This window comes from Vibrio sp. qd031, assembly GCF_002100145.1.
In the GTDB taxonomy this organism is placed as follows: Bacteria; Pseudomonadota; Gammaproteobacteria; order Enterobacterales; family Vibrionaceae; genus Vibrio.
Window position 1 is genome coordinate 666801 of the sequence record NZ_JXQD01000025.1, and the last position, 25485, is coordinate 692285.

The 25485-nt window shown below is 44.9% G+C and carries 19 protein-coding genes; 12 read left to right on the forward strand and 7 right to left on the reverse strand.

The features are described 5' to 3' along the window. Nucleotides 1-149 precede the first annotated feature (149 nt). From rsuA to ST37_RS15010, 3 genes are read left to right on the forward strand one after another with little or no spacing between them, the layout of a single operon-like run. Nucleotides 150-863, forward strand: a complete 714-nt coding sequence (rsuA, locus tag ST37_RS15000) for a 16S rRNA pseudouridine(516) synthase RsuA (protein WP_084887787.1) — start codon at nucleotides 150-152, stop codon at nucleotides 861-863. Next, nucleotides 860-2050: a Bcr/CflA family multidrug efflux MFS transporter gene (locus ST37_RS15005; RefSeq protein ID WP_084887789.1), complete on the forward strand. Its 1191-nt coding sequence runs from the start codon at nucleotides 860-862 to the stop codon at nucleotides 2048-2050. Before rsuA ends, ST37_RS15005 begins: the two co-directional genes overlap by 4 nt. Further along, nucleotides 2050-2727 carry a DUF2913 family protein gene (locus ST37_RS15010; protein ID WP_084887792.1) on the forward strand — a complete coding sequence of 226 codons (678 nt, stop codon included), beginning with the start codon at nucleotides 2050-2052 and terminating at the stop codon, nucleotides 2725-2727. Before ST37_RS15005 ends, ST37_RS15010 begins: the two co-directional genes overlap by 1 nt. An 8-nt stretch (nucleotides 2728-2735) precedes the next feature. Here the strand turns inward: ST37_RS15010 and ST37_RS15015 are convergent, their stop codons facing one another. Next, on the reverse strand, nucleotides 2736-4196 hold the full coding sequence (locus ST37_RS15015) for a DUF2867 domain-containing protein (RefSeq protein ID WP_084887794.1): 1461 nt from the start codon (nucleotides 4194-4196) through the stop codon (nucleotides 2736-2738). A gap of 228 nt (nucleotides 4197-4424) precedes the next feature. Between ST37_RS15015 and ST37_RS15020 the strand changes: the two genes are divergently transcribed. The 6 genes from ST37_RS15020 (at nucleotide 4425) to ST37_RS15045 (ending at nucleotide 13336) form a co-directional block, all read left to right on the forward strand. Next, a complete protein-coding gene (locus ST37_RS15020) occupies nucleotides 4425-5096 on the forward strand; it encodes an ABC transporter ATP-binding protein (RefSeq protein ID WP_084887796.1) in 672 nt (223 codons plus the stop codon). Next, the gene (locus ST37_RS15025) at nucleotides 5077-7530 is read left to right on the forward strand and encodes an ABC transporter permease (protein WP_084887798.1); all 2454 of its coding nucleotides are present in this window, start codon (nucleotides 5077-5079) and stop codon (nucleotides 7528-7530) included. The genes ST37_RS15020 and ST37_RS15025 overlap by 20 nt, the downstream gene beginning before the upstream one ends. Beyond that, entirely contained in the window at nucleotides 7530-8648 is a 1119-nt protein-coding gene (locus ST37_RS15030; protein ID WP_084887800.1) for a lipocalin-like domain-containing protein, read from the forward strand. Before ST37_RS15025 ends, ST37_RS15030 begins: the two co-directional genes overlap by 1 nt. A gap of 174 nt (nucleotides 8649-8822) precedes the next feature. Beyond that, nucleotides 8823-9998 carry a Na+/H+ antiporter NhaA gene (gene nhaA / locus ST37_RS15035; RefSeq protein WP_084887801.1) on the forward strand — a complete coding sequence of 392 codons (1176 nt, stop codon included), beginning with the start codon at nucleotides 8823-8825 and terminating at the stop codon, nucleotides 9996-9998. A gap of 378 nt (nucleotides 9999-10376) precedes the next feature. Further along, nucleotides 10377-11003, forward strand: a complete 627-nt coding sequence (locus tag ST37_RS15040; RefSeq protein WP_143698210.1) for a TetR/AcrR family transcriptional regulator — start codon at nucleotides 10377-10379, stop codon at nucleotides 11001-11003. Nucleotides 11004-11044: 41 nt separating this feature from the next. Continuing rightward, nucleotides 11045-13336 carry an acyl-CoA dehydrogenase gene (locus tag ST37_RS15045; RefSeq protein ID WP_084887803.1) on the forward strand — a complete coding sequence of 764 codons (2292 nt, stop codon included), beginning with the start codon at nucleotides 11045-11047 and terminating at the stop codon, nucleotides 13334-13336. A 71-nt stretch (nucleotides 13337-13407) separates the two neighbouring features. Here the strand turns inward: ST37_RS15045 and ST37_RS15050 are convergent, their stop codons facing one another. From ST37_RS15050 to ubiG, 5 genes are all read right to left on the reverse strand, one after another. Next, nucleotides 13408-14286: a DUF3943 domain-containing protein gene (locus tag ST37_RS15050; protein ID WP_084887806.1), complete on the reverse strand. Its 879-nt coding sequence runs from the start codon at nucleotides 14284-14286 to the stop codon at nucleotides 13408-13410. Between the two features lie 81 nt (nucleotides 14287-14367). Further along, nucleotides 14368-14652: a 2Fe-2S iron-sulfur cluster-binding protein gene (locus ST37_RS15055; protein WP_084887808.1), complete on the reverse strand. Its 285-nt coding sequence runs from the start codon at nucleotides 14650-14652 to the stop codon at nucleotides 14368-14370. Beyond that, on the reverse strand, nucleotides 14652-15785 hold the full coding sequence (gene nrdB / locus ST37_RS15060) for a class Ia ribonucleoside-diphosphate reductase subunit beta (protein WP_084887810.1): 1134 nt from the start codon (nucleotides 15783-15785) through the stop codon (nucleotides 14652-14654). The genes ST37_RS15055 and nrdB overlap by 1 nt, the downstream gene beginning before the upstream one ends. A 62-nt stretch (nucleotides 15786-15847) precedes the next feature. Next, a complete protein-coding gene (gene nrdA / locus ST37_RS15065; RefSeq protein ID WP_084887812.1) occupies nucleotides 15848-18136 on the reverse strand; it encodes a class 1a ribonucleoside-diphosphate reductase subunit alpha in 2289 nt (762 codons plus the stop codon). Nucleotides 18137-18611: 475 nt separating this feature from the next. Then, nucleotides 18612-19316, reverse strand: a complete 705-nt coding sequence (gene ubiG / locus ST37_RS15070; RefSeq protein WP_084887814.1) for a bifunctional 2-polyprenyl-6-hydroxyphenol methylase/3-demethylubiquinol 3-O-methyltransferase UbiG — start codon at nucleotides 19314-19316, stop codon at nucleotides 18612-18614. 287 nt (nucleotides 19317-19603) lie between these two features. On the opposite strand from ubiG, the gene gyrA reads away from it, so the two are divergent. Both gyrA and ST37_RS15080 read left to right on the forward strand, forming a co-directional pair. Next, nucleotides 19604-22243, forward strand: coding sequence for a DNA topoisomerase (ATP-hydrolyzing) subunit A (gene gyrA, locus ST37_RS15075; RefSeq protein WP_084887816.1), 2640 nt, complete (start codon nucleotides 19604-19606; stop codon nucleotides 22241-22243). A 118-nt stretch (nucleotides 22244-22361) separates the two neighbouring features. After that, complete coding sequence (locus tag ST37_RS15080) at nucleotides 22362-22919, forward strand: hypothetical protein (protein ID WP_084887819.1); 558 nt, start codon at nucleotides 22362-22364, stop codon at nucleotides 22917-22919. 84 nt (nucleotides 22920-23003) lie between these two features. On the opposite strand, the gene nrfA is transcribed toward ST37_RS15080, so the two are convergent. Then, nucleotides 23004-24425 (reverse strand): ammonia-forming nitrite reductase cytochrome c552 subunit, encoded by a 1422-nt coding sequence (nrfA, locus tag ST37_RS15085; protein WP_084887821.1) that lies wholly within the window; start codon nucleotides 24423-24425, stop codon nucleotides 23004-23006. A 468-nt stretch (nucleotides 24426-24893) separates the two neighbouring features. Here nrfA and nrfB point away from each other — a divergent pair, with 468 nt between their 5' ends. Then, nucleotides 24894-25484, forward strand: a complete 591-nt coding sequence (nrfB, locus tag ST37_RS15090) for a cytochrome c nitrite reductase pentaheme subunit (RefSeq protein WP_084887823.1) — start codon at nucleotides 24894-24896, stop codon at nucleotides 25482-25484. Nucleotide 25485: the final 1 nt, after the last annotated feature.

The following is a 25485-nucleotide window of genomic DNA, read 5'->3' on the forward strand; positions in this document are numbered from 1 at the left end:
GAAGGTAAAATTTGTCACACAATTAAGACGAATACTCGTATAATAGTGCCTTCGTTCGATTTCTTAGTCCACTCCTTCTGCAAGCAACATTTGCATGGGTGCCTTCAAGCATCGTCCATCCTCTCAAAGTAATAATAGGTGTAGCAGTAATGCGGTTAGACAAATTTCTTTGTGACTGTTTAGGAGTCACTCGCAAAGAAGCGACCAAACTTCTCAAGTCAGGTGCCATAGAACTAAATCAAAAAACAGTGAAAAGCGGCTCAGTTAAAGTCTCTGATCAAGATTCAGTGTGCTGGCAGGAACGAGAATTAGCCCTCAAGGGACCTCGCTATATTATGCTCTACAAGCCCGAAGGCTTTGTATGCTCGCATGAAGACGGGTTTAATCATACGGCGTTTGTATTGCTAGACGAGGTTCGTTATGACGATTTGCATTTTGCTGGTCGCTTGGATGTGGATACCACAGGATTAGTGCTGATCACCGATGACGGACAATGGTCCCATCGAATCACCTCACCAAAACACAAGTGTTCAAAAACCTACCTAGTAGAGCTTGCCGACCCTATCCAATCACACTATGCCGCTGAGATAGAGCAGGGGATATTGCTTCGAAATGAAAAAGAGCCGACAAAACCCGGTGTGATGGAACAAATTGACTTACATACCGCTCGCTTAACCATTTCAGAAGGGAAATACCATCAAGTTAAGCGCATGTTTGCCGCGCTCGGAAATAAAGTAGAAGGGTTACATCGAGAGTCGATCGGTGCGATCACTCTTGACCCAAACTTAGAGCCAGGCGAATACAGAGATCTCACCGAACAAGAAATCCTTTCCGTATGGCCTTCATCAAAGGAACATGAATGAACCAAGTTCAAGCCCCAAAGCTGAGTCTTTTCCTCTTTATTTTACTCGGTGCGATCAGTGCAATAACGCCACTGGCGATTGACCTATACCTACCGGCTATGCCCGCGATTGCTGATGGGTTAGGTACCGAAGCAAACCGTGTTCAAGTGACGCTTACTATCTACACGGTAGGGTTTGCGTTAGGGCAACTGCTGCATGGGCCATTGGCAGACAGTTATGGACGAAAACCTGTGCTGGTAGCAGGGGTGGCAGCATTTGGGCTGGCCGCGATTGGATGTACCTTCGCACCTAACATAGATACTTTAATCGCTGTTCGTGCAATACAAGGCTTTGCAGGCGCTGCTGCCGCTGTTGTGATCCAAGCGGTAGTGCGGGATATGTTTCAGCGAGAAGATTTTGCTCGAACCATGTCTTTTATTACGCTGGTGATGACCGTTGCGCCGTTAGCGGCACCATTAATTGGTGGCTATTTGTCGGTGTTTTTAGGCTGGAGATTTATCTTTGGCGTGTTGGTGGTGTATTCCATACTCATCATGATCGCTATCCTAAAATACATACCAGAAACCTTACCGGTAGAAAAGAGGCAACCATTACGCTTAAAGTCTACGTTACAAAACTACGCAAGACTTCTTACTAATAAAGTCGTTCTAGGATTAGTGTTGTGCGGTGCGTTCTCATTTTCGGGGATGTTTGCATTTTTAACTGCGGGCTCATTCGTCTATATCGATATTTATGGTGTCGCACCAGAACACTTTGGTTACCTGTTTGGACTTAATGTAGTGACATTGATTTTGATGACGACATTAAATGGCCGAATTGTGAAGCAAAAAGGCTCGCACTACATGATTCGTTTAGGGCTTACCATTCAGTCAATCGCCGGTCTCGGACTATTGTCTGCCTGGGTGTTTGATTTAGGGCTATGGGTGATTGTCCCTAGTGTAATGCTTTTTGTCGGTGTTATGTCGACTATAGGCAGTAATACGATGGCGCTTTTACTCGAAGAGTATCCGAGTATTGCGGGAACCGCATCATCGCTGGCAGGAACATTGAGGTTTGGCGTTGGTGGTTTAGTTGGCTTTGCTATCACCCTAATGCCAAGTGAGCAAAGTTGGCCAATGCTGGTTACCATGGCGTTTTGTTCTATGTTGTCTGTGGTGTTTTATTTTATTTTGGGGAGAAAAGCTTAATGAGTGTCTATGTTCAACAGATCCGCAGCGTGCTAGATGATGCGCTTGCTGAGCTAGCGGTAGCCCATGAGACTAAGAAAGTGGCCAATACCCCAGTGAGCAATACCAATTATCTGGCGCGATGGATCACTAATAGTATCAAAAAGCAGCGCTATGACAGCTGCGTCGCGAAGGACTTGATTGGTTGGCAAAAAATGGCGCGAAGCAGTGGCAATAGCAGTGCTCTGTATACGGAATTTCTTCGCTTACAGTCGTTTTACCAGCAATTATTACCGTCGATGGAAGAGTTGCAGCCTGTTACGGATTTACACATTAATCAATTGTTGGATCGCTTGGAAGAGGCCGGTTGGAGCTGGACCAACGAATTTGTAATCAGTGGCAAAAACCAGGTGTTTACTGAGGGAAAAAGTTCGGTCGTGATGTGCGCTAAAGAGTGCGAAGAGTGGTTTGAAGCTATTGATGGTTCTGAGGCTGAGCGACTTCACAAACCGATTAGAGTGTTTGTTAGAGGGGACCATCAGCAGTTTATAGAAACCGCAATGGAAGTAGGATTGTTGGTGCATAAGCAAAGTGATTACAAGTCGGTGATCAAATACCACGGCCTGTACTGGGTGTTTCCTGAAAATTGTGGAAAAACGCGCCCTGAAATTCCAAATGCGTTTCCAACACCAGTGTAAAACGAGTCTTAGGCGGAACGCTTTTGAGCTTTACGCACAATCGCTCGGACCATACCTCTAAATATAAATAGATGAGCTGGGAACATTGCGTACCAATAGATAAGCCCCCAAAATCCTTGGGGGTGCCACCAAGCCTTAACGCTTAATTTGCATTTTAAGGCTTGGTCTTGCTCAACTTGTTTAACAGTAAACTCGAGCCTTCCTAAACCTGGGCCTTTCATTCCAAACAGTAAAGAGACAAATCGATTAGGCTCAATACGAATAACTTTCCATGAATCTATGTGATCGCCTAGTTGTAATTCGCGGCCTTGAGGCCGACGCCTTATGGGTTTACCGCCCCCAACAAAAAAATCCAACCACTCGCGTAGACGCCACAGACCGTTAGCGTAGAAATAACCTTGTTTAGGGCTGCCAAGCCCCATGATCACATCCCATAATTGGGTTGGCGTACAGTCAGTAACAATACTGGCGCCCGCCACTTTTGGGTAGTACCCATAACCTGGCTGCCACCGCTTGAGCGCGGCTTCATCAAACCCCCACACTTTGCTTTTCACAAATTCACCTTCGCTACGCAGAGTTGCAGCGACAGCGTCATCAAACGAGGTCAATTGACGTGGATAGAGCTGTTCAATTCTCTGGTTATTACCCACAAAGTCGTGTTTTAGGCCTTCCAGAAGGGCTTGGCCAATGGTGTGAGGGACGGACGTTAAAACGCGTAACCAAAGGCTTGCAAACTTTGGCGACAGAGATGAAAAGCGCCATAATTTGTGTTTAACATTAGCGTGTTTAGCGATGATCGAAAATTGTTCGGCGTACGACAAAACGTCTGGACCTGAAACATCGATAACAGGGTCACGTTCTTGGTTTAACGGTAGAGCTATCAGTTCGGTTAAATAAAACAATAAATCGTCCAACGCTATCGGATTGGACTGCTTTTCAACCCACTTTGGCGCGACGATGTAGGGGAGGTGACAAACGATATCGCGCATAATTTCAAAGGCAGCAGAACCTGCACCAACGACAACTCCCGAACGCACTTCTATTACAGGAACGGGGCCTTCTCGAAGTCGTTCGCCCGTTTTCTTACGCGCAATAAGGTGTTGGCTATCGGTATTTTTCGGCATCAGCGAACTAAGGTAGATAATTCGACCTACCAGTTCTGGCGAAAGTTGCTGAGTTAGATTCGAGGCCCACTCTAGCTCAAACTCAAGAAAATCAACGCCTTGCGCCATACCATGAACCAAGAAATAGACAACATCAAAAGGCTCAGAGAGTGCGGCTTGGATTTGCGCTTGATTGGCTAAATCTAATGGGCGGATCGTCAAGTTGCGGTGAGCATCAAGTCGCTGTGTAAGAAGATCGGTTTGTCGACTGCATGCAACAACCTTATGGCCTTGGTTAAGTAAATGTGGCACTAAATTGCTGCCAATATAACCGTTTGCACCAATCACTAGTATGTTTTGATTCAATTTTACCTCTGTGGCTCTTATTATTGATAAAGTTCAATGTGATAGTCGAAATACACAGTAGTATTGATGTGATTCGTGCAGCACAGTTAAAAGGGTAGCCCAATTGACTGGTTCTAGCATAACACCATGACAAATAGTACGTGTGTAATCAATTTGTTAACGAATGCTTTTTTTAGACCACATAATGTAGTAGATTTCATGGTCGCTTAACTTAAGGACATCTTTTGCATGCTCACACTTAAAAACCTGAGTAAAGGTTTCGTTGATGGAGAAGAATTTCACCCTGTGCTTCAGGGCGCTGAACTGATCCTAGAGCAAGGTGAACAAATAGCCCTTATGGGAGAAAGCGGCTCTGGAAAGAGTACGCTACTCAATCTAATTGCTGGTTTGGATAAGGTAGATAAAGGTGAGATCTGGTTTGATGATTTTGCCATGCATCGTTACAAAGAGAACAACCGTGCCAAATTTAGACGTAATAATATTGGCAACGTCTTTCAACAGTATAATCTGATCCCAACGTTAAATGTGGCCGATAACGTTCGTTTTTGTCGCCAGTTAAAAGGCCATGACAACGACGATGGCTTGTGGCGAACGATTATGTCTGCGCTAGACTTGTTGCCGTTACTCGGGCGTTACCCAGAAGAGCTGTCGGGTGGGCAGCAGCAGCGAGCGGCTATCGCTCGTGCTTTGTATATGGAACCAAAGTTACTGCTTGCGGATGAGCCTACGGGAAGTCTCGATGAACGAAACGCCGAAGCAGTAATGCGACTACTGACCAAACTTACCCGCGATCTAGGGTGTACATTATTGTTGGTCACACACAGTAATAAAGTGGCTGAATACATGGAACGAACCATTCGCCTTCAAGGAGGAGTATTGAATGATATGGCCCGTAGTTAAAGCACTACTTGGTCATTACCGGCGACATCCACTACAAATCTTAATGGTTTGGCTAGGGTTGACGCTGGGCGTTTCGATATTGGTAGGCGTGCTGGCCATTAATCAGCATGCTCAACGTAGCTATGAAACAGGTGGCCGGCTTTTTGCTAATCCATTGCCATACCGTATCGTTCCGCAAAACATAGCGAACAAAATCCCACAAGCCTTCTACGTCCATTTACGACGCCAAGGTTACAGTCAATGCGCACCCTTCGAGTTTTATCGGGTGCGCACCGAAGATGGCGCCGACGTGACTATTGTCGGCACGGATCCGCTTTCACTGATTCAATTAAACTCCAGTGACTCGCTTGACCAGCTAACATTGCTGGCATTGCTAGAGCATCCTCATCCTGTCTTAGCAAGCCAAGCATTTTTGGACTTTATGGGTTGGGAAAACGGAGATGTCATTCCTTTAATGAATGGCAACTCAATAGGACCGGTAGTTTTAGATAAAGACGAGTTCGTTAAAGGGCCTAATTTGCTGGCGGATCTCGCTTATATTCGGGAAATTCGTCAGAGTTCAGGACTGTCCTTTATTGGCTGCAGCGAGATCCCTCAAGCAAAACTTAATGCTTTAGCCGAATCTTTGCCCCCTGGCATGAAGTTGAAAAAGAGTGACCAATCTGAATTAATCGCTCTAACGCAGGCGTTCCATCTGAATTTGACGGCATTGGGTATGCTGTCATTTTTGGTAGGCCTCTTCATATTTTATCAAGCGATGTCGCTTTCTTTGATCCAAAGGCAGCCTATTGTCGGTATTTTAAGACAAGCTGGCGTGGCAGGTTGGCAGTTAATTATTGCATTAACCATAGAGTTAGTTCTGCTCGTGTTAATCAGCTGGGTCCTTGGTAACGCGTTTGGATTGTTGCTGGCGAATCAGCTGTTACCTGCAGTATCGAGCAGTCTAGGTGCGCTATATAATGCTAATGTGGACTTAAACCTGAATTGGAGCTGGAGCTGGAGTCGTTATAGTTTATTGATGGTGATTTGTGGTGCAGCACTATCGTGCTTTTGGCCTTTGATTCGCCTGCTACGCTCTCAACCTATTCGATTGACCGCGCGATTGTCGCTGGTTCGTTTTGCCGGTAAAGAGTTTTCTTGGCAAGCACTCATTGCTGCGGTTCTTTGCACCATTGCGCTGGGCATTTATCAGGCTCCACAAACCATTTTCTCAGGGTTTGTCATCATTGCTTTGATGCTGGTAGGGGTCGCTCTGTTTATGCCGTTTGTCGTATTTGAAGTGCTTAACCAGCTCTCATTTAGACTCAAAAGCATGAAAGTGAGACTGTTTTTTGCTGATGCTGCAGCAAGCATGAGCTATCGAGGTTTGGCCATGATGGCGTTTACCTTAGCTATGACTGCAAATATTGGTGTAGAAACCGTGGTAGGCAGTTTTAGAGCGACTACTCACAAATGGCTTGAACAGCGTTTGGCTGCGGACATTTACGTTTCTCCTTCAAAAGAGAGTGCAGATATTGTCTCTAGGTGGCTACTTCGTCAACCCGAAGTAAAAGGTGTGTGGCATCGATGGGAAACTGAAATCCCAACGCCAAAAGGGACGTTGGATGTTGTCAGTATTGGTTCGAGTCTTGAAGAACTTAATGGCTTGTCGGTAAAAGTGACCATGCCAATGTTTTGGGAGATGTTGCACTCGAGCCGCTCTGTGATGATCAGCGAATCTATGGCCCTTAAAAACAAAATTAGGATCGGCCAGAAAATACCGCTTCCTGCGCCACTTGGGCCAGACTGGTTGGTCACAGGCGTGTACTACGATTATGGTAACCCCTATGACCAAGTGCTTGTATCGCATACCAGTTGGAAGGCGACATTAAAGACGAATGGTAGTATCGCGCTTGGGATAGATCTCTATGACAAATCTGAACGTGGTGAGTTAGTCGAGAAGTTGGTTCAAAAATACCGGTTACCTGCAGAGCGAATTGTTGAAAATGAAATATTGCATGCACGTGCCATGGCGCTGTTTGATCGTACCTTTGGTATTGCCGACTCATTAGGCCACATTACCTTGGTGATCGCCGTATTTGGGATATTTTTATCTACCTTAGCGGGCGAAATATCCCGTCAACGTAATACCATCTTAATGCGTTGTTTTGGTATCTCGACGGCAGAATTATTAACCATAGGCGGATTGCAGTTACTGATGTTTGGTTTGATTTCTACTCTCATCGCTCTACCGTTAGGGCTGGCTCTAGCCAACAATGTCGTGGAGTTGATATTAAAATTTGCTTTTGGATGGACGATGCAAGTACATGTAATACCGTGGGAATACGCGAAAACCATCGCAGTAACGATGCTTGCTTTGGTGGTGGCTGGAATCTTTCCAATTTGGCAGGTAATCATACGCTCGCCAATGAAATCGCTTAGAGACGCATTGTAATGGGAATTACTACGACGACCAAGAAAACGGCGTTTGCCACTGTAATGGCTATTGCGGTGTTCTTAATTGCCTTTGCGGCTCGTTATACATTTGTTGCCCAACAAAGCAGTGAAAGCTCTAACACCTTCGTGAATCGAGAGATAGACGTGTTTAGGGTTTTCGAACCAGTATTGCCCGGTAAGGCAGTTAAGTTACCGGACGATTTTAATTTCCATCTAGATTATCAGCACGAATCCAGTACGTACTTTGCTTTGTTACATGACCGAGAGGGAAATGAGTATTGGGCTTCGTGGGACGTATTTCGCATCGCATTAGATGAGCATCGAGGTAAAGGGTGGAAACAGCCGCAGGTATACGTATCCAATGCTGCGTTGTCGACTCGGGAAATCAATCTATTTGAGCAGCGTATTGCGCGTGGTGGGATAGGACAAGTCGGTATTGAAACAAAACCTTTCCTTTTTTGGATTGATAGCTGGCAGTGGAAGGCTCTGACGCGTTACCCGTTGCCTGGAAAGCTAACTATTGATACCAACACATTTTCGCTAGATTTAAATTCGTTCTCAGTGGGCCCATATGTCCTTGAAGGTGATCAGGGCTATCGACCTAAGCACGATCTCTTGCCTGTCGCCAGTTATGAGTTTGGCGCACCATTTTTAAATGTTACCGGCACAATCGGTGTTGATGGCAAGAAGATTGAAGTGAGCGGTACGGGATGGTTTTCTAAAGAGTGGGGCTCTAATTTGCTCGAGAGCAAGCTACTGGGCTGGGATCGTTTTGGTGTTCGATTACAAGATGGCAGAAACCTATCTATTACCTTGTCTAGAATTAATGAGCAACTTCCGTATGTATATGGTGTGCTTGTTGATAAATCGGGAAGAATGATTAAATTAGGTGACGACGACATCAAAATCCGTCCGATTAAATACTCTTATCAAAATGTTGGCAAAAAAATACCCGTGACGTGGGCAATTACCATTGAATCTCAGCAAATGGATATCGTGGTAGACGCCTTAAATTATACACAATGGCTGCCGTCTCTAGTGCCATACTGGTCAGGAGCTGTCAAAGTGACAGGTTCTCATCAAGGGGGCGGGTATATGCACCTTATGGGGTATTAGTTCGTAGTTTTACGTCTACATGCTCTAATACCTCGGTTTTCCCGATGTTTATTTCAGTAACTACCGAGTTTATTAAGTCGCAAATGCTGCTTACACTTAAGTCATACAAAAGGACTTATAGAAATGCGTTATGCTTTTATATGAGTATCGACACAATTAATTAAGGTAATAGTGATGAGTGACGTCATTAAAGACTTCTTCAAAATGGAATCCGCTGGCGGGATCCTTCTAGTAATCGCAGCTGCCATTGCAATGGTAATCGCCAATTCTCCCCTATATGGCACTTACGATGCTGTACTGCATAGCTACGTTGCAGGCATGTCTGTATCACACTGGATCAACGATGGCTTGATGGCCGTATTCTTTCTACTGATTGGTCTGGAAGTAAAACGTGAGTTGATGGAAGGCGCGCTTAAGACTCGCGAAACCGCAATTTTCCCAGCGATAGCCGCAGTCGGTGGTATGGTTGCTCCTGCCCTGGTTTACGTGTTGTTTAACATGGGTGACGCTGCAGCGTTAAACGGTTGGGCTATTCCTGCTGCCACCGATATTGCCTTTGCTCTGGGTATTATGGCGCTACTTGGTAAACGTGTTCCTGTTAGCCTCAAAGTCTTCTTACTTGCGCTAGCCATCATTGATGATCTTGGTGTTATAGTCATCATTGCTCTGTTTTACAGTAGCGACCTTTCAGCAATGGCATTAGCCGTAGGTTTTGCAATGACCGCTCTGTTGTTCTGGATGCACCACAAGCGCGTTTCGCAGACTCGTTGGTACCTTCTAGTAGGCGCAGTCCTGTGGTTCGCGGTTCTTAAGTCTGGTGTTCACGCAACCTTGGCTGGTGTAGTACTTGGTTTTGCGATTCCACTTAAAGGCCAAGACGGCAAGTCTCCACTTAAGAAGTTGGAACACGCACTACACCCATATGTTGCGTTCTTAATCCTACCGATATTTGCCTTTGCTAACGCAGGTATTTCGTTGGAAGGTGTGTCGCTATCAAGCTTAGCAACGCCACTACCAATGGGTATTGCACTAGGTCTTCTTGTAGGTAAACCACTTGGTATCTTCACGTTTAGTTTTGCAGCCGTTAAACTGGGCTGGGCGAAATTACCAACGGGTGTTCGTTTTAACCATATCTTCGCGGTATCAGTGCTGTGTGGTATTGGCTTCACAATGTCGATTTTCATCTCGTCACTGGCCTTTACTGACCCATCACTTGGATTTGATACATTCTCGCGCTTGGGCATCTTGATGGGGTCAACCTTGTCTGCTCTACTAGGTTATACGTTACTGAGCAAATCCCTACCGAAAGTTGCTGCTGACGCTGATGTTGAGCAAGTGACAAACAATTAAGTACAAAGAATAGCTCCAATAAAAACCGCTCTCCTGAGCGGTTTTTTTATGTCTGTCGGTCAAGGTATGTCTCGAGCGCTAGGGTTTCTAGCTGTACAAGGGACAAAAAAAAGCTCATTCAAATTTGAATGAGCCATACAAACATAGGAGTTAATGAAAAATTAGCAGCATCGCAACGGCAGAAAAAAATACAGATAGAAGTCACACTCAACTTAGTATCTACCGTCTTCAGTAAATAAGACCCAGTTGGTCAACAAAGGTTCAAAATTAATTCTTTTTTTATGACATTGATGTGATCTGTGTGTTTTGTTGCGCTCTTGTTAATGTGATGTTGTTGGGGTAGTATTCAAACAGGTGTTTAATACGAGTGATTGAAACGTGCATAAAGTGAATACAAAAGAGAAGATTGTTCAAGTGGCGGAAGGGTTGTTTGCAGAGCAAGGGTTTAACGACACTTCATTGCGCGCTATTACCAGTAAAGCCGATGTCAATCTCGCTTCTGTTAATTACCATTTTGGTGACAAAAAGAGTTTGATTAGAGCTGTGCTTAATCAGTATCTAGAAGCATTTATGCCCGCATTGGGGCGAGCGCTAACCGAACTTGAGCAACAACCTCATCACGACATGCAAGCAGTTTTCGAAGCCATCAAAAAGCCACTAATGAATCTTAATGCGGTTCGCGACAATGGCGCGAGTCGTTTTATGTTGCTAGTGGGTCGAGGTTACTCTGATGTTCAGGGCCACCTTAGATGGTTTATTACTAATCACTACGATGACGTATTGCAGCAGTTTATTACTGCAGTGCACCGCGCAAGCCCAGACCTAACGCGCGAGCAACTGTTTTGGCGGTTGCACTTTGTGTTAGGAACATGTGTTTTTACCATGGCCAGTAGCCAAGCTCTAATGGAGATTGCGTTTAGCGATTTCGGTAGGGCCGCAGATTCAGAAGTGATCATTAATCAGTTGATCCCTTTTCTGGCCGCAGGCGTAAGTGCTAATAACTAAATTAATATTATAAGATAGATGTGAAAGAAAAGGATGAAAGTATGAGTTCGCTAAGACAAAAATGGATAAGTGACCCAGCCTTTAAACTGTTCAAAAAAGTGCTACCACCGCTTTCTAGTACCGAGAAAGAAGCGATGGAAGCGGGCAGTGTATGGTGGGATGGTGAATTATTTAGTGGTAAACCAAACTGGTCCACTCTACACAACTATCCGAAGCCTCAGCTAACGGCTGAAGAACAAGCGTTTATGGACAACAAGGTTGAGACCTTGCTCTCTATGCTTGATGACCACAAAATTGTGGCCGAGGATAGAGACCTACCGAAGGAAGTGTGGGACTTCATGCGCAAAGAGCGTTTTTTTTCGTTGATCATTTCTAAGAAGTTCGGTGGACTAGAGTTTTCTTCATTAGCTAACTCGACCATTGTAACCAAAATTGCTACGCGCAGTCTAAGTGCCGCGGTTAGCGTAATGGTCCCGAACTCATTAGGTCCAGGTGAGTTGTTAAGCCACTACGGTACTCAAGAGCAAAAAGACTACTGGTTGCCACGTTTAGCCGACGGCACCGACATACCTTGTTTTGCACTAACTGGACCTGAAGCTGGTTCGGATGCTGGTGCAATTCCTGATCAAGGCATCGTATGTACTCAAGAGTTTGAAGGAAAAGAAACGTTAGGCATTCGTCTGACATGGAACAAACGCTACATTACCCTTGCTCCAGTCGCTACTGTGCTAGGTTTAGCGTTTAAACTTAAAGACCCGGAAGGGCTAATTGGTGACAAACCCGATCTTGGGATCACCTGTGCACTGATTCCTGCAGATCACCAAGGCGTTGAAATCGGCGAGCGTCATGATCCACTCGGTCTAGCATTCATGAATGGTCCAACACGAGGCAACGATGTCTTTATACCGATTGACTGGATTATTGGTGGACAAGAGTACGCTGGTAAAGGTTGGCGTATGCTGGTTGAATGTTTGTCTGCGGGACGCGGTATCTCTTTGCCCGCACTAGGTACGGCAGTAGGACATCTAACCGCTCGTACTACCGGTGCTTATGCGTATGTACGAAGACAGTTTGGCATGTCAATCGGTAAGTTTGAAGGTGTTGCAGAAGCGATGGGACGTATCGGTGGACTAGGGTATCTGCTAGAAGCGTCACGTACCTTAACCACCACCTCGCTGGATATGGGCGAAAAACCAGGCATCGTGACAGCGATCGCTAAGTATCATATGACCGAAATGGCACGTACTTTATTGAATGATTGTATGGACATTCATTCTGGTCGAGCGATCCAGGTTGGACCAATGAACTACCTTGGCCATCATTATGCGGGTATACCTGTTGCAATTACCGTTGAAGGTGCAAACATCTTAACTCGTAACCTGATGATTTTTGGGCAAGGAGCCACGCGTTGTCATCCTTACGTGCTTAAAGAGATGGAAGCTGCGGCCAATCCTGATGCCCAAGAAGGTGCGAAAGAATTTGATGCAGTTTTGTTTAAACACATTCAACACGCGTTGGGCAACAAGTTAGGTGCATTAGGCTCGGCGCTAACTGGGTCACACTTTGTTGGTAAACCAAGTGGTCCGCTAGGGCGCTATTACCAGCACCTAACTCGTCTAAGTCGCGCATTAGCTTTTTCTGCGGATACGGCTATGTTAACACTCGGTGGTGAGCTAAAACGCAAAGAGGTGATTTCTGCGCGTCTTGGTGATGGACTGAGCTACCTATATCTTGCGTCTGCCGTGCTTAAAAAATTCAAAGACGATGGCTCGCTTAAGCAAGACTTGCCGTATGTTGAATACGCATTGCAACACTGTATGCATCAGGGCGCTAAATCGTTAGAAGAAGCGTACCGCAATTTTCCAAGCAAAGTTGCTGGACTAGGTCTCAAAGCCGTTGTGTTCCCATTGGGTAACCACTTTACTGCGCCTGATGACAAAGTGACTTTGGAAGTGGCGCAATTGATGATGGTACCGGGTGAGCAGCGCGATCGTTTAACCCATCTTTGCTACTTTGAAAATACCACTGACGACTCGGTAGGCTTAATGGAGCTGGCGTTTGAAGCGATGTACGGTATTAAAGATCTTGAGAAAAAGCTGTTTAAAGCTATCAAAGAGAAAAAGATATCCAAGGCACTACCGTTGTACGAGAAATTGGATGCAGCGTTAGAGCAAGGTATCTTTACCGAGCAAGAAGTGGATAAAATTAAACAAGCCGATGAACTGCGCTACCAAGCGATTCAGGTAGACCACTTCAGTCATGACTTTTCACAAACGCTGACTAATGGGCCTCAAAGTCCTGCTAGCAGCAAAAAAGTCGATGATGCAGCTTAAGCAACGGTAAGCTGCCAATGAAAAAAGCCAGGCAACGCCTGGCTTTTTTGTGCGCAATATAGAATATAGAATTAAAACTTCAAACTCAGTTGATAGCCTACAAATGTTGGATCGTAAGAAGCACCGGAGTCGATAGCAAAACTTGTTGCATTTGGATCGTCAAACCATTGATTAAACGTCAACTTACCTTCGGCGTCTGCGCCCCAAGCATCGGTTACCCAATAGTGAATATGACCAACAGGGTTTAAGAAGAACAAGGTGAAACTACCAAACCCACTAGAGCCCCATACTTCACCATCGTTGGCTAAAATGTGTTGTTCGCCTTGTAACATCAACTCGCCCACAACGGCGCCAAACATGGGTGTAATAAAGAGATCTTGCCAAGAAGGTACTTCGGCAAACGCTTCTACACCGTACTCCCAGAATAGTCCAGACATTGCCGCGGAGTAGAGGAAAGATTCAAACTCGTTAAAGCCTGCGTGACGAGCTGACGTATAATACACGCCACCAAAATAGGGGTGCATTACATAGTTGAGGAAGTGTTCATCTCTATCCCAAACTGGGCCCGCTTTGACATTTTCTTTCCATTTATTACCAAGGTTACTAAGATCTCTGGATTCTTCATCCCACTTGGTGATACTTTCGGGTAACAGAGTCATAATACCCACAGTGACAATACTCAAACCAAGAATGGTATAAGTTTGCTCTGCGAGGTAATCCCAATCTTTTTCTGATTGGAGGGTGAAGTGAATAGGCAGGTCTGGTTCATCAAAGCGCAAATAGTGATCGGCTGAAACGGTGGATTTATTAAATGCCAATGGTTCGGAACAATAACTGATGTTATTTAGACAGCTGTTATTGAGGTCGGACGTAAGTGAAAAATCTTCAAACGCTGAAGCAGTCGTTGAAACAGAGGTTAATAACGCTGCTGCCAAATATTTACTGCGCAAAACTTACTTTCCTTGGAGACAATACGTTGGAAGATTATCGCTTATTATTTGCAGTTTTAAAACCTATCTCACGTAAATCTTTCAATTTGTTTCGGTTTTGATGCGTAATTGATAATTTACTGAACTGATTTTTACCGCAGACTTTGCTTTGCAGATACAAGGTAAGATTTGTTTGGGTGCTAAATAGGCCATAGCAAAGCCTATATATTCGACGTCGCCTTCATCGAGTGTACAGCGACAGACACCACAGTGCCCGTCGCGACAGTTGTACTCCGGAATCAAATTGCTGCTCTCCATCGCTTCGAGAAGCGTTTGATCGTCTTCGGCGCGAATTTGAGTCAGCTTGTTCAGAGTCACTAAATGCATTACAGCTCGAAGTCCTCGAAATCGGTAGCCGATACTTCGTTGTCGATCTGACCAACAAGGTAAGAGCTGATTTCTGCTTCTTGTGGTGCAACCTGTACATTGTCCGATGATAGCCAAGCGTTAATCCATGGGATAGGGTTGCTTGTCGCGTCTGGATACGCTGCGTCAAGACCGACAGCCTGCATCCGAACATTGGTAATGTATTCCACATATTGGCAAAGAATGTCTTTGTTTAAGCCAATCATGGAGCCATCCTTAAATAAGTATTCAGCCCACTCTTTTTCTTGTTCGGCCGCTTCTTTGAAAAGGTCAAAACAGTCTTGCTTACACTCTTCGGCAATCTGCATAAAAGTGAAGTCGTCTTGACCGTTACGCAGCAGATTAACCATATGCTGAGTTCCGTTGAGGTGTAGCGCTTCATCACGTGCAATCAATTTAATGATTTTAGCATTCCCTTCCATCAACTCACGTTCAGCAAAGGCAAACGAACACGCAAACGAGACATAAAAGCGAATCGCTTCCAGAGCATTCACAGACATCAAACATTTGTAGAGCTGTTTCTTAAGCTCGTACAAACTTACGTTAACGGTTTCGCCGTTAATTTGATGTGTACCTTCGCCAAGACGGTGGTAATCGCCAGTCATTGCGATGAGATCATCGTAGTAATGTGAGATGTCTTTGGCGCGTTTTACGATGTGCTCGTTTTCAACAATATCGTCAAACACCACAGCAGGGTCTTTAACAATGTTACGAATGATGTGTGTGTATGAGCGAGAGTGAATCGTCTCTGAAAACGACCAGGTTTCAATCCACGTTTCTAGCTCTGGCAACGAAACCAGCGGCAGTAAGGCAACGTTAGGACTGCGACCTTGAATGGAATCTAACAGAGTTTGATATTTAAGGTTGCTGATGAAAATGTGTTTTTCATGCTCAGGGAGATTGTTGTAGTCGATACGATCGCTCGATACATCAACTTCTTCCGGACGCCAAAAGAAACTCAATTGTTTTTCGATGAGTTTTTCGAAAATCTCAAACTTCTGTTGGTCATAACGAGCTACGTTAACCGATTGGCCGAAAAACATAGGCTCTTTTAGTTGGTCATTTTTCTTTTGGGTAAATGTACTGTAAGCCATTTTAACCTCTTTGCAATGAGGGGCGTAAACGCCCCTTTGTTAATTCGTTTTACGGTTAGACGTTAGATCTTACAACCGCCGCCTGCACAGTCGTCGTCTTGCTCTACCACGACACCGCCGTTTTGCTGTTCGTCTTTGGCACCATCACGAGTGTTATGGTAGTAAAGCGTTTTAACGCCAAATTTATACGCCGTCAACAGATCGCGAAGCAGCAATTTCATTGGCACTTTGCCGCTGTCGTGAACGTTAGGATCGTAGTTGGTGTTAGCTGAAATCGCTTGGTCTACGAACTTTTGCATAATACCGACTAGGTGTAGGTAACCGTTGTTCGATGGAATGGTCCAAAGCAACTCATAGTTCTCTTTGTACTTGCGAAATTCAGGAACAACTTGCTTAAGAATGCCATCTTTTGACGCTTTGACCGAGACGTAGCCACGTGGTGGCTCAATGCCGTTGGTCGCATTAGAGATTTGTGAAGACGTTTCAGACGGCATCAACGCGGTTAACGTAGAGTTACGTAGACCGTGCGTCATGATTTCGTCACGCAGTGCATCCCAATCGAAATGCAATGGTTCATCACAGATCTTGTCTAGATCAGCTTTGTAGGTATCTATCGGCAGCAGACCTTTCGCGTAATTTGTCTCGTTAAATAGCGGACACGCACCTTGCTCTTTCGCGAGCCCAACGGACGCTTTCAGCAAGTAGTATTGAATCGCTTCAAAAGTACGGTGAGTGAGTCCATTTGCACTGCCATCAGAATATTTCACCCCATTTTTGGCTAGGTAGTAAGCGTAGTTAATTACGCCAACACCAAGCGTACGGCGATTCATGGTCGATTTGTACGCAGCAGGTAATGGGTAGTCTTGATAATCGAGTAGTGCATCCAAAGCGCGCACTACCAGGTCTGCAAGCTCTTCAAAATCATCAAGCTCATTGATTGCACCAAGGTTGAAGGCTGACAATGTACATAGGGCGATTTCACCTTCGTCATCTTCTACATTGTTGAGTGGCTTTGTTGGTAACGCAATTTCTAAACAGAGGTTAGATTGACGAACAGGCGCTACTTTAGCGTCAAACGGACTGTGGGTATTACAGTGGTCGACGTTTTGAATGTAGATACGGCCTGTCGACGCACGCTCTTGCATCAATAATGAAAACAAGTCTACCGCTTTGATTTTTTCTTGGCGAATGCTGGCATCGTTTTCGTACTTCACGTACAAGCGTTCAAATTCGTCTTGATCTTCAAAGAAGGCATCGTAGAGCCCAGGTACATCAGACGGAGAAAACAGAGTAATGTCTCCGCCTTCTACCAATCGGCTGTACATGAGTTTATTGAGTTGAACCCCGTAGTCCATATGACGAACACGGTTTTCTTCTACGCCTCGGTTGTTTTTTAGTACCAGTAACGACTGTACTTCACCGTGCCAAAGTGGGTAGAACACCGTGGCTGCACCACCACGAACGCCACCTTGAGAACAACACTTCACAGCGGTTTGGAAATACTTATAGAAAGGAATACAACCGGTGTGGAATGCTTCCCCGCCACGAATTTCAGATCCTAGTGCGCGAATACGACCAGCATTGATACCAATACCAGCGCGTTGCGAGACATAACGTACAATCGAGCTTGAGGTTGCGTTGATAGAATCTAGGCTGTCACCACATTCGATCAATACACACGAGCTAAATTGACGTGTCGGAGTACGAACACCAGACATAATTGGTGTTGGTAGTGAAATCTTAAACGTTGAGGTCGCGTCATAAAAACGCTTAACGTAACTTAAACGAGTGTCGCGCGGATAATTCGCGAAAAGGCAAGCAGACACTAGGATGTATAAGAACTGCGCACTTTCGTAGATTTCACCGGAAACGCGGTTTTGAACAAAGTATTTACCTTCCAGCTGTTTTACAGCGGCGTAGGAAAAGTCCAAATCGCGTTTGTGATCGATGTACTCACCAAGCTCTTCAAGTTCTGCTTGAGAATAATCTTCCAAAATATGGCTGTCGTATTTACCCATATCGACCAAGCGTGCCACGTGCTGATAAAGCTTAGGCGGCTCGTAGCGGCCATACGCTTTTTTACGCAAATGGAACACCGCAAGACGTGCTGCTAGGTATTGGTAATCGGGCGTCTCTTCGGAGATAAGATCTGCAGCTGCTTTGATGATGGTTTCGTGAATATCTGAGGTTGAAATGCCATCATAGAACTGGATGTGAGAATTGAGTTCTACCTGCGAAACAGAAACGTTTTCTAGGCCTTCTGCGGCCCAAGTAATCACTTTGTGGATTTTGTCGAGATCAATGTTTTCTTGACGTCCATTCCGTTTAGTGACGGTAAGTTGTTGGTTCATTTTGCTCTGTATCCATAACTTGGTAAGTAAAGCCGCGTTTTATTAGTTTTAAGACTTCAAATAACCCGACTTAGTGATCCATGTCTAACTAATTGGTTAGTTAGTAAACACAAGATATAGTTATAACTCTGTGCTGGTGCTACAAGATAGAGAGTTTATTGATAATGATCAAGTCTTGAATTTCTCATCAATATGGGTATAAGCAGTGATTTAAAAAAATATGTTAGCAACCACTCACGCAACAATTTAGCTATCACAAGACATGTGAAAACTCCCCTTTGAATGATGGGGGAAATATGAACGCCAATTCAAATAAATATGTTGATTTATTTAAATTATAGCGAGATCGACTCTTGAGGATCTTTTGAAGATCGAGTGCACGGTTTTGTACATTAAAACTGGCATAAACTAATGAATAAGCCTTAGTGATGCCATCGACATCACTAAAGTCATTTTTAGATTGAAATCTGGGGATTTACCGCTGTTTTTGAGTATGGACAATATAGTTGACGTCCACATTTTTCCCCAACCAGTAATTGTCGGTCAATGGGTTGTAATGGAGTCCGGTTATACCTAGTGGGATAAGGTCAGCTTGATCGACCATTTTGAGCAGTTCAGCGGGTTTGATAAATTTTTCGTGGTGATGAGTACCCTTAGGTACCAGCTTTAGCAGCTGCTCTGCACCGACAATGGCAAATAGGTAGGACTTTATATTTCGGTTGAGCGTTGAAAAGAACACTTTACCCCCAGGTTTAACCAATGCATAACAAGCACGTATCACGGATGCGGGGTCGGGGACGTGTTCTAACATTTCCATGCAAGTCACCACATCATACTTTTCTGGGTTTTGTTCAGCGTGAGACTCGACAGTTTGTTGTACGTACTCAAGTTTTGCGCCCGTTTCTAAGGCATGCAATCTCGCTACTTCAAGCGGTTCAGCGCCCATATCTAAACCGGTAACGACTGCGCCTTGGTGAGCCATGCTTTCGGCAAGAATACCGCCGCCACATCCCACATCTAGAATGGTTTTACCAAATAGACCGCTGCTATGCTCGATGACGTAACCCAACCGCAACGGGTTGATTTGATGCAAGGGCTTAAAGTCACCTTCTAGGTCCCACCAGCGAGAAGCCATGTCTTCAAATTTTTTGATTTCAGCTAGGTCAACGTTTTGAGTCACACATACAGTCCATTTGATGATTTTGAGCAAGTATACCGAATAAATTGCAAAAGGGATGCGTGATACGATAGATTTTAAGTTTGGTGAGTTAGAGTGGTTATTTTTCAATCACCTAGCAAATAGGGCGCCAAAAATGAACAATTAACGCGCAACCTATGTCACAACCTTAAAAACAGCCCGGGAAAGTAATTCAGGCTTTAAGTTATGTATGGTATATTTTCGGGTCTTGCACGTGTTGCGTCGAGTCGATGCAATAACGAAAAGTAATATAGAGGGATAGCGGCTCCATGAGCGAATTAGCAAAAGAGATCACGCCCGTAAACATTGAGGATGAGCTTCGCGGCTCTTATCTCGACTACGCGATGTCAGTCATCGTGGGTCGTGCACTTCCTGATGTGCGTGACGGCTTAAAGCCGGTGCACCGTCGCGTTTTGTTTGCGATGAATGTACTTGGCAATGATTGGAATAAACCATACAAGAAATCGGCGCGTGTTGTTGGCGACGTAATTGGTAAATATCACCCACACGGTGACAGTGCGGTATACGACACTATAGTTCGTATGGCACAGCCATTCTCGTTACGATATATGCTTGCGGATGGACAAGGTAACTTTGGTTCTATCGACGGTGACTCTGCCGCGGCAATGCGTTATACCGAAGTTCGTATGTCGAAAATCGCTCACGAACTGTTGGCTGACCTTGACAAAGAAACCGTTGATTACGTACCTAACTACGACGGCAGCGAACAAATTCCTGCGGTAATGCCTACACGAGTACCTAACCTATTAGTCAATGGCTCTTCTGGCATCGCGGTAGGTATGGCAACAAACATCCCACCTCACAACCTTACTGAGGTGATTAACGGATGTTTAGCTTTCATTGATAATGAAGAGATCACTATCGATGAGCTTATGGAGTACATTCCAGGTCCTGATTTCCCAACGGCCGCATTAATTAGCGGTCGTAAAGGGATTATTGACGCTTATAAAACGGGTCGCGGTAAAGTTTACATGCGAGCCAAAGCAGACATCGAAGCTGAGAAAAATGGCAAAGAGACCATTATTGTCAGTGAGATACCTTATCAGGTAAACAAAGCTCGTCTGATCGAAAAAATCGCCGAGCTGGTTAAAGATAAGAAAGTAGAAGGCATCAGTGCACTGCGTGATGAGTCTGATAAAGACGGTATGCGCATTGTTATTGAGTGTAAGCGTGATGCAGTTGGTGAAGTCGTACTGAATAACCTTTACTCACTCACTCAATTACAAACTACTTTCGGTGTGAACATGGTTGCCCTAGATAATGGCCAGCCAAAACTGTTCAACCTTAAAGAGATGATTCACCGCTTTGTTGATCACCGCCGTGAAGTGGTTACTCGCCGTACTATTTTTGAGCTTCGTAAAGCACGCGATCGCGCGCACATTCTTGAGAGTTTGGCATTGGCGTTAGCCAACATAGACGAAATCATCGAGTTGATTCGTCAAGCTCCGACTCCCGCAGAAGCAAAACAAGGCCTGATCGCTAGAGGTTGGGACTTAGGCAATGTCGCGTCAATGCTCGAGAGAGCTGGAACTGATGCTGCACGTCCAGAATGGTTGGAAGAGCAATACGGTATTCGTGATGGTCAGTACTTCTTAACTGAGCAACAAGCGCAAGCGATTTTGGATCTTCGTCTACAAAAATTGACCGGTCTAGAACACGAAAAAATCCTCGATGAGTACAAAGCACTTCTCGACGAAATTGCAGAGTTGATGCACATCCTGGCGAATACTGAACGCCTAATGGAAGTGATTTGCGAAGAACTGCATTTAATCCGTGATTCATTTGGTGATGAGCGTCGTTCAGAAATTACCGCTGCGATCCACGACATTGATATGGAAGAGCTGATTGCTCAAGAAGATGTTGTAGTGACACTGTCACACGAAGGCTACGTTAAGTATCAAATCTTGAGTGATTACGAAGCTCAACGTCGCGGTGGTAAAGGTAAGAGCGCCACTAAGATGAAGGATGAAGATTACATTGAGCGTTTGTTGGTCGCAAATACTCATGACAATATCCTGTGTTTCTCTACTCGTGGTAAAACTTACCGTCTAAAAGTGTACCAATTGCCTCAGGCAAGCCGTACTGCTCGTGGTAAGCCAATTGTAAACATTCTGCCGTTGGAAGACGGAGAACGTATTACAGCAATCTTGCCTGTATCTGAGTTTAGTAACGACAAATTTATCTTTATGGCAACCGGTGACGGTACAGTGAAGAAAACATCACTGGATCAGTTTGCTAATGTTCGTTCTAACGGCTTGATCGCCGTGAACCTACGTGATGAAGATTCGCTTATTGGTGTAGACATTACCAATGGCGAGAACGATATTATGTTGTTCTCTAAATCTGGTAAGGTGGTTCGCTTTAACGAAACACAAGTGCGTGGCATGGGTCGTACTGCGGCTGGTGTACGTGGTATTAAGTTAATCAATGACGATCAAGTGGTCTCTTTGATTGTTCCGCACAACCAAGGCGACATTCTTACTGTGACTCAAAACGGCTACGGTAAACGTACTGTACTTGAGGAATACCCAGCGAAGAGCCGTGCAACGCAGGGCGTTGTATCAATTAAAGTCTCTGAGCGTAACGGAAGTGTAGTAGGGGCAGTGCAAACTGAAGACGGTGATGAGTTCATGATGATCACCGATGCAGGAACACTGGTTCGTACTCGTGTCGCAGAAGTCAGTCAGGTTGGACGTAATACTCAAGGTGTTACATTAATCAGAACGGCTGAAGATGAAAATGTCGTAGCGCTTCAACGCATTGACGAGATAGAGGAAGAGCCTCTTCTTGAAGAAGGCGAAGAAGGCGAAGTAGTCGCTGAAGCTACAGAGCAGACAAGCTCATCAGAAGACGAGAATAAAGACGAGCCAACTCAAGACCAAGAGTAAAGCACGTACAACGATTTAAGCCGGGCATTGCCCGGCTTTTTATTCGGTTTAAAACGGTGAGTCACTACCAGGACGTTAGCTCCTGGTAGTGGTTTATGCAAATATAGTGGAACACACAATGATTCATCGATCGTTATATCTAAGCTGCGGTGTGGTCGTTGCGGTTACTTTTGGAAGCTGGTGGTATCTAAAAACGCCAGTTCCAGTAACACCCACCATCAATGAAATGGCCCAACACGCAATGGAACCGTCAAGCGATCCTATGCTTGAGCTTCAAGATGCGCTGCGTGATAACCCTAATGATGGATTGGCCTGGTTGGAGTTGGGCAAATTCTATCTGTTTAGCGGCGAGCTCGAGTCGGCGTTAACCTGTTTTGATTACAGTCGACGTTTGCTTCCCGATAACGCAGATGCATGGGCAGGTGGTGCAACTGCGCTGTATTATATTAACAAACAGCGCATCACCGCTGAGGTGCAACAAGCGCTTGACCAATCTTTGTCTATTGACCGTGACAATGAAAGCGCATTGACCCTATTAGCGTCAGATGCGTTTGTGAACTTTGAATATGATAAGGCTATAAACTACTGGGAGCAGATCATCGAGTCTGACCGATTGGGCGTTGATCGTGAAAGACTTATTAGTTTGATCCATCAAGCTGAATTGTTAAAACATTAGCCGCCCCTATTCACCAGTCACAGTATGTATACAAATAAAAAAGCGGCCACTTTTAAGTGGCCGCTTAGTCGTGAGGTTAGGAGATTAGTATGTTGTTTCGCGCTTTTTAGCTTCTTCTTCCCATTGAGGGACGAGAGTTTCTAAGAAGTGCTGTTTTTCAGCGTTTAATTTATCCATTGGCATACCCAATGCCTGTTGTGCTTTCTCTTTACTCGATATATCCGGTAGTGCAATTGGATCTGTTATACCTTTGGTCGCAAGTAGGCGAGCCAGCTTAGTACGTGCATCAGATGCATGGTCAACGGCAGTACCTAATACTTCTAACGCCACTTCAGGTGCATGCATATGTACGCCGTGTGATGCGATGGCGTAGTCCCAACGCCATTGAGCATGACGGATATCTTGTAAAATATCGTCCATCTCAGACTCTGTAGCGCCAGCATCCCAAGCCGCTTTCGCTTCAAAGTGTGCGGCAACGATATGTTTTTCGGCCGTTAACTTCATGTTTAGCACCTGAGCCTTGCGTGTTGAAACTATGCCTTGTAGCGTGTCTTTGCTTTGGGTGTGACAGTTCGCACAGGTATCTTCAAATTGGTCAAACGGATTGCCAATTTTATGGTCAGTGTAAACAGTGCCATCTTCTTTCGTTACTTTAGGCATATGGCAGTCAGTGCACACGACATTGTTTTTACCGTGTATACCATCTCGCCATGTTTCATACTCAGGGTGCTGTGCTTTTAACATTGGAGCTTTAGACACGCCGTGCGTCCAATCTTTAAAGCCTAGCGCATCATAGTACTGTTCCATTTCGTCGACGTTTGTACCCATATCCCATGGGAACTTCACGCTCTTGTTTGGACCGGTAAAGTAGTATTCTACGTGACATTGACCACAAACTGCCGCTTGTTGATCTAGGCGGTTCATATCTTCAAATGGTTTACCGATAGCGGTCATTGCACGTTCGACATACGGTTTAGTTAGTTTAAGTGCGGGTTCACCGTTCTTAAACTCTTCTGTGCTGGTGTCGTGACAATCAGAACAACCGATTGGGTTGGCAATTTGAGCACCCAAACGTGCCCATTTACCTTCAAAGTAACCGTCTTCACCGCGTTCGGCAATCACTCTACCAACGTCTGGGCTTTTACAGCTCCAGCACGCCATAGGCATTGGACCTGTATTCTCGTCAGTTGGACCACCAGTACGAAGTGTCTGGCGTACATCGTCGAGTGCGTAATAGTGACCACGCGCTTTGTTATAGTCTTTTGCAAAGCCATATCCTGCCCACATGATGACCATGTTTGGATCGCCTTCTAACGCATCTTCTAGCTCACTGCTTTCCGACGTCGCTTTCCAAGTATGGAATTGATCAGGGTGGTTGGCTTCAAATGTCTCGTTGCGGGGATCATCAAACTTGTCGTCAGCGGCGTACACCAACGAAGAGCCAAGGGTGGCTCCCATTATTAAACCCAATACCGCAGCGGAATGTTTTATCCATTGCTTATTCACGATGCTATCTCCGTATTTTAATTTTGATACCTAGCGTTGTGAGGTTAGATTTCAAATGTTGAATCGAAGATGTTTCGTATTACGGCTAAGTGTAAGTAGTTATTGCACTATTAGCCAATTAACATTTGGTTAAAATTGCGCCAAATCAATTTTGATGAGTGATGCAGATCGTGTTTAAAATAAACTACCTCTAAAGGGGTATAATATTTCCCATTAAGGGCTAAGCACCTGATTTAACAGCTAATTGATAACCCTTATCAATTGAAGGGGAAATAGTGAAACGGGTCACTAAATAGGCATCAAAATATCGCCAACTGGAAATATCGAGTTACACTTTACCCTGTTAGCGTTGTGGTTAATTTTAAAATGTGAGTCGATTTCACTTGAGGCATTAAATGCTTCAAGCACTTGTTATATCCAGGTGTTTTACTTTGAACAGAAAACACTGTCTGGCACAAGGAATGAAATATGGACAATTTTAAATTGACCATGGTGACACTGCTACGTTCCATTCTAGTACTTTGTCTCTTTGGTTTTTCTTTTTCCTCGATAGCAGATGAAGGAGTCGTTGGCACAGAAGCTGACTCTTCTCGACATGTTGTCGAGCTGCAACGAGATCCCGACTATAAGTGTATTCAGTGTCATAAAGACGCTCAGGACACGATTAGACAGTCTCATGGAGAAGGCTTTTTAGAAAAGAAGGGTAAAAACGTTACCTGTACTGATTGCCACGGCAACATTGGCCCTGAACATAGAGTCAACGCAGATCAAGTGACGACTTTTGAGCCGGCTCAATCTCGCCAAGGAACAAAAACCACCACTCTTTCCCATGATGAGATCTTAAAGGCAAACCAACAGTGTACCGACTGTCATACGCCTGAGCGTTTGCAAAAAGCAAACTGGACTCATGATGTACACGCTAAGAATTTGACCTGCACAAACTGCCACGCAGTTCATGGCCATGATCAAGGTGTTCTAAACTACGAACGTAAACAACTTATCGAGATGTGTGTTGCTTGTCATGCTGACTTTAATCGTACCCATGACATCAAGGAGTAGA

Bases quoted from the DNA above. Each gene is read 5' to 3' on its own strand.
- rsuA (WP_084887787.1), top strand. From the start codon at position 150: ATGCGGTTAGACAAATTTCTTTGTGACTGTTTAGGAGTCACTCGCAAA.
- ST37_RS15005 (WP_084887789.1), top strand. From the start codon at position 860: ATGAACCAAGTTCAAGCCCCAAAGCTGAGTCTTTTCCTCTTTATTTTA.
- ST37_RS15010 (WP_084887792.1), top strand. From the start codon at position 2,050: ATGAGTGTCTATGTTCAACAGATCCGCAGCGTGCTAGATGATGCGCTT.
- ST37_RS15020 (WP_084887796.1), top strand. From the start codon at position 4,425: ATGCTCACACTTAAAAACCTGAGTAAAGGTTTCGTTGATGGAGAAGAA.
- ST37_RS15025 (WP_084887798.1), top strand. From the start codon at position 5,077: ATGATATGGCCCGTAGTTAAAGCACTACTTGGTCATTACCGGCGACAT.
- ST37_RS15030 (WP_084887800.1), top strand. From the start codon at position 7,530: ATGGGAATTACTACGACGACCAAGAAAACGGCGTTTGCCACTGTAATG.
- nhaA (WP_084887801.1), top strand. From the start codon at position 8,823: ATGAGTGACGTCATTAAAGACTTCTTCAAAATGGAATCCGCTGGCGGG.
- ST37_RS15045 (WP_084887803.1), top strand. From the start codon at position 11,045: ATGAGTTCGCTAAGACAAAAATGGATAAGTGACCCAGCCTTTAAACTG.
- ST37_RS15055 (WP_084887808.1), bottom strand. From the start codon at position 14,652: ATGCATTTAGTGACTCTGAACAAGCTGACTCAAATTCGCGCCGAAGAC.
- nrdB (WP_084887810.1), bottom strand. From the start codon at position 15,785: ATGGCTTACAGTACATTTACCCAAAAGAAAAATGACCAACTAAAAGAG.
- nrdA (WP_084887812.1), bottom strand. From the start codon at position 18,136: ATGAACCAACAACTTACCGTCACTAAACGGAATGGACGTCAAGAAAAC.
- gyrA (WP_084887816.1), top strand. From the start codon at position 19,604: ATGAGCGAATTAGCAAAAGAGATCACGCCCGTAAACATTGAGGATGAG.
- ST37_RS15080 (WP_084887819.1), top strand. From the start codon at position 22,362: ATGATTCATCGATCGTTATATCTAAGCTGCGGTGTGGTCGTTGCGGTT.
- nrfB (WP_084887823.1), top strand. From the start codon at position 24,894: ATGGACAATTTTAAATTGACCATGGTGACACTGCTACGTTCCATTCTA.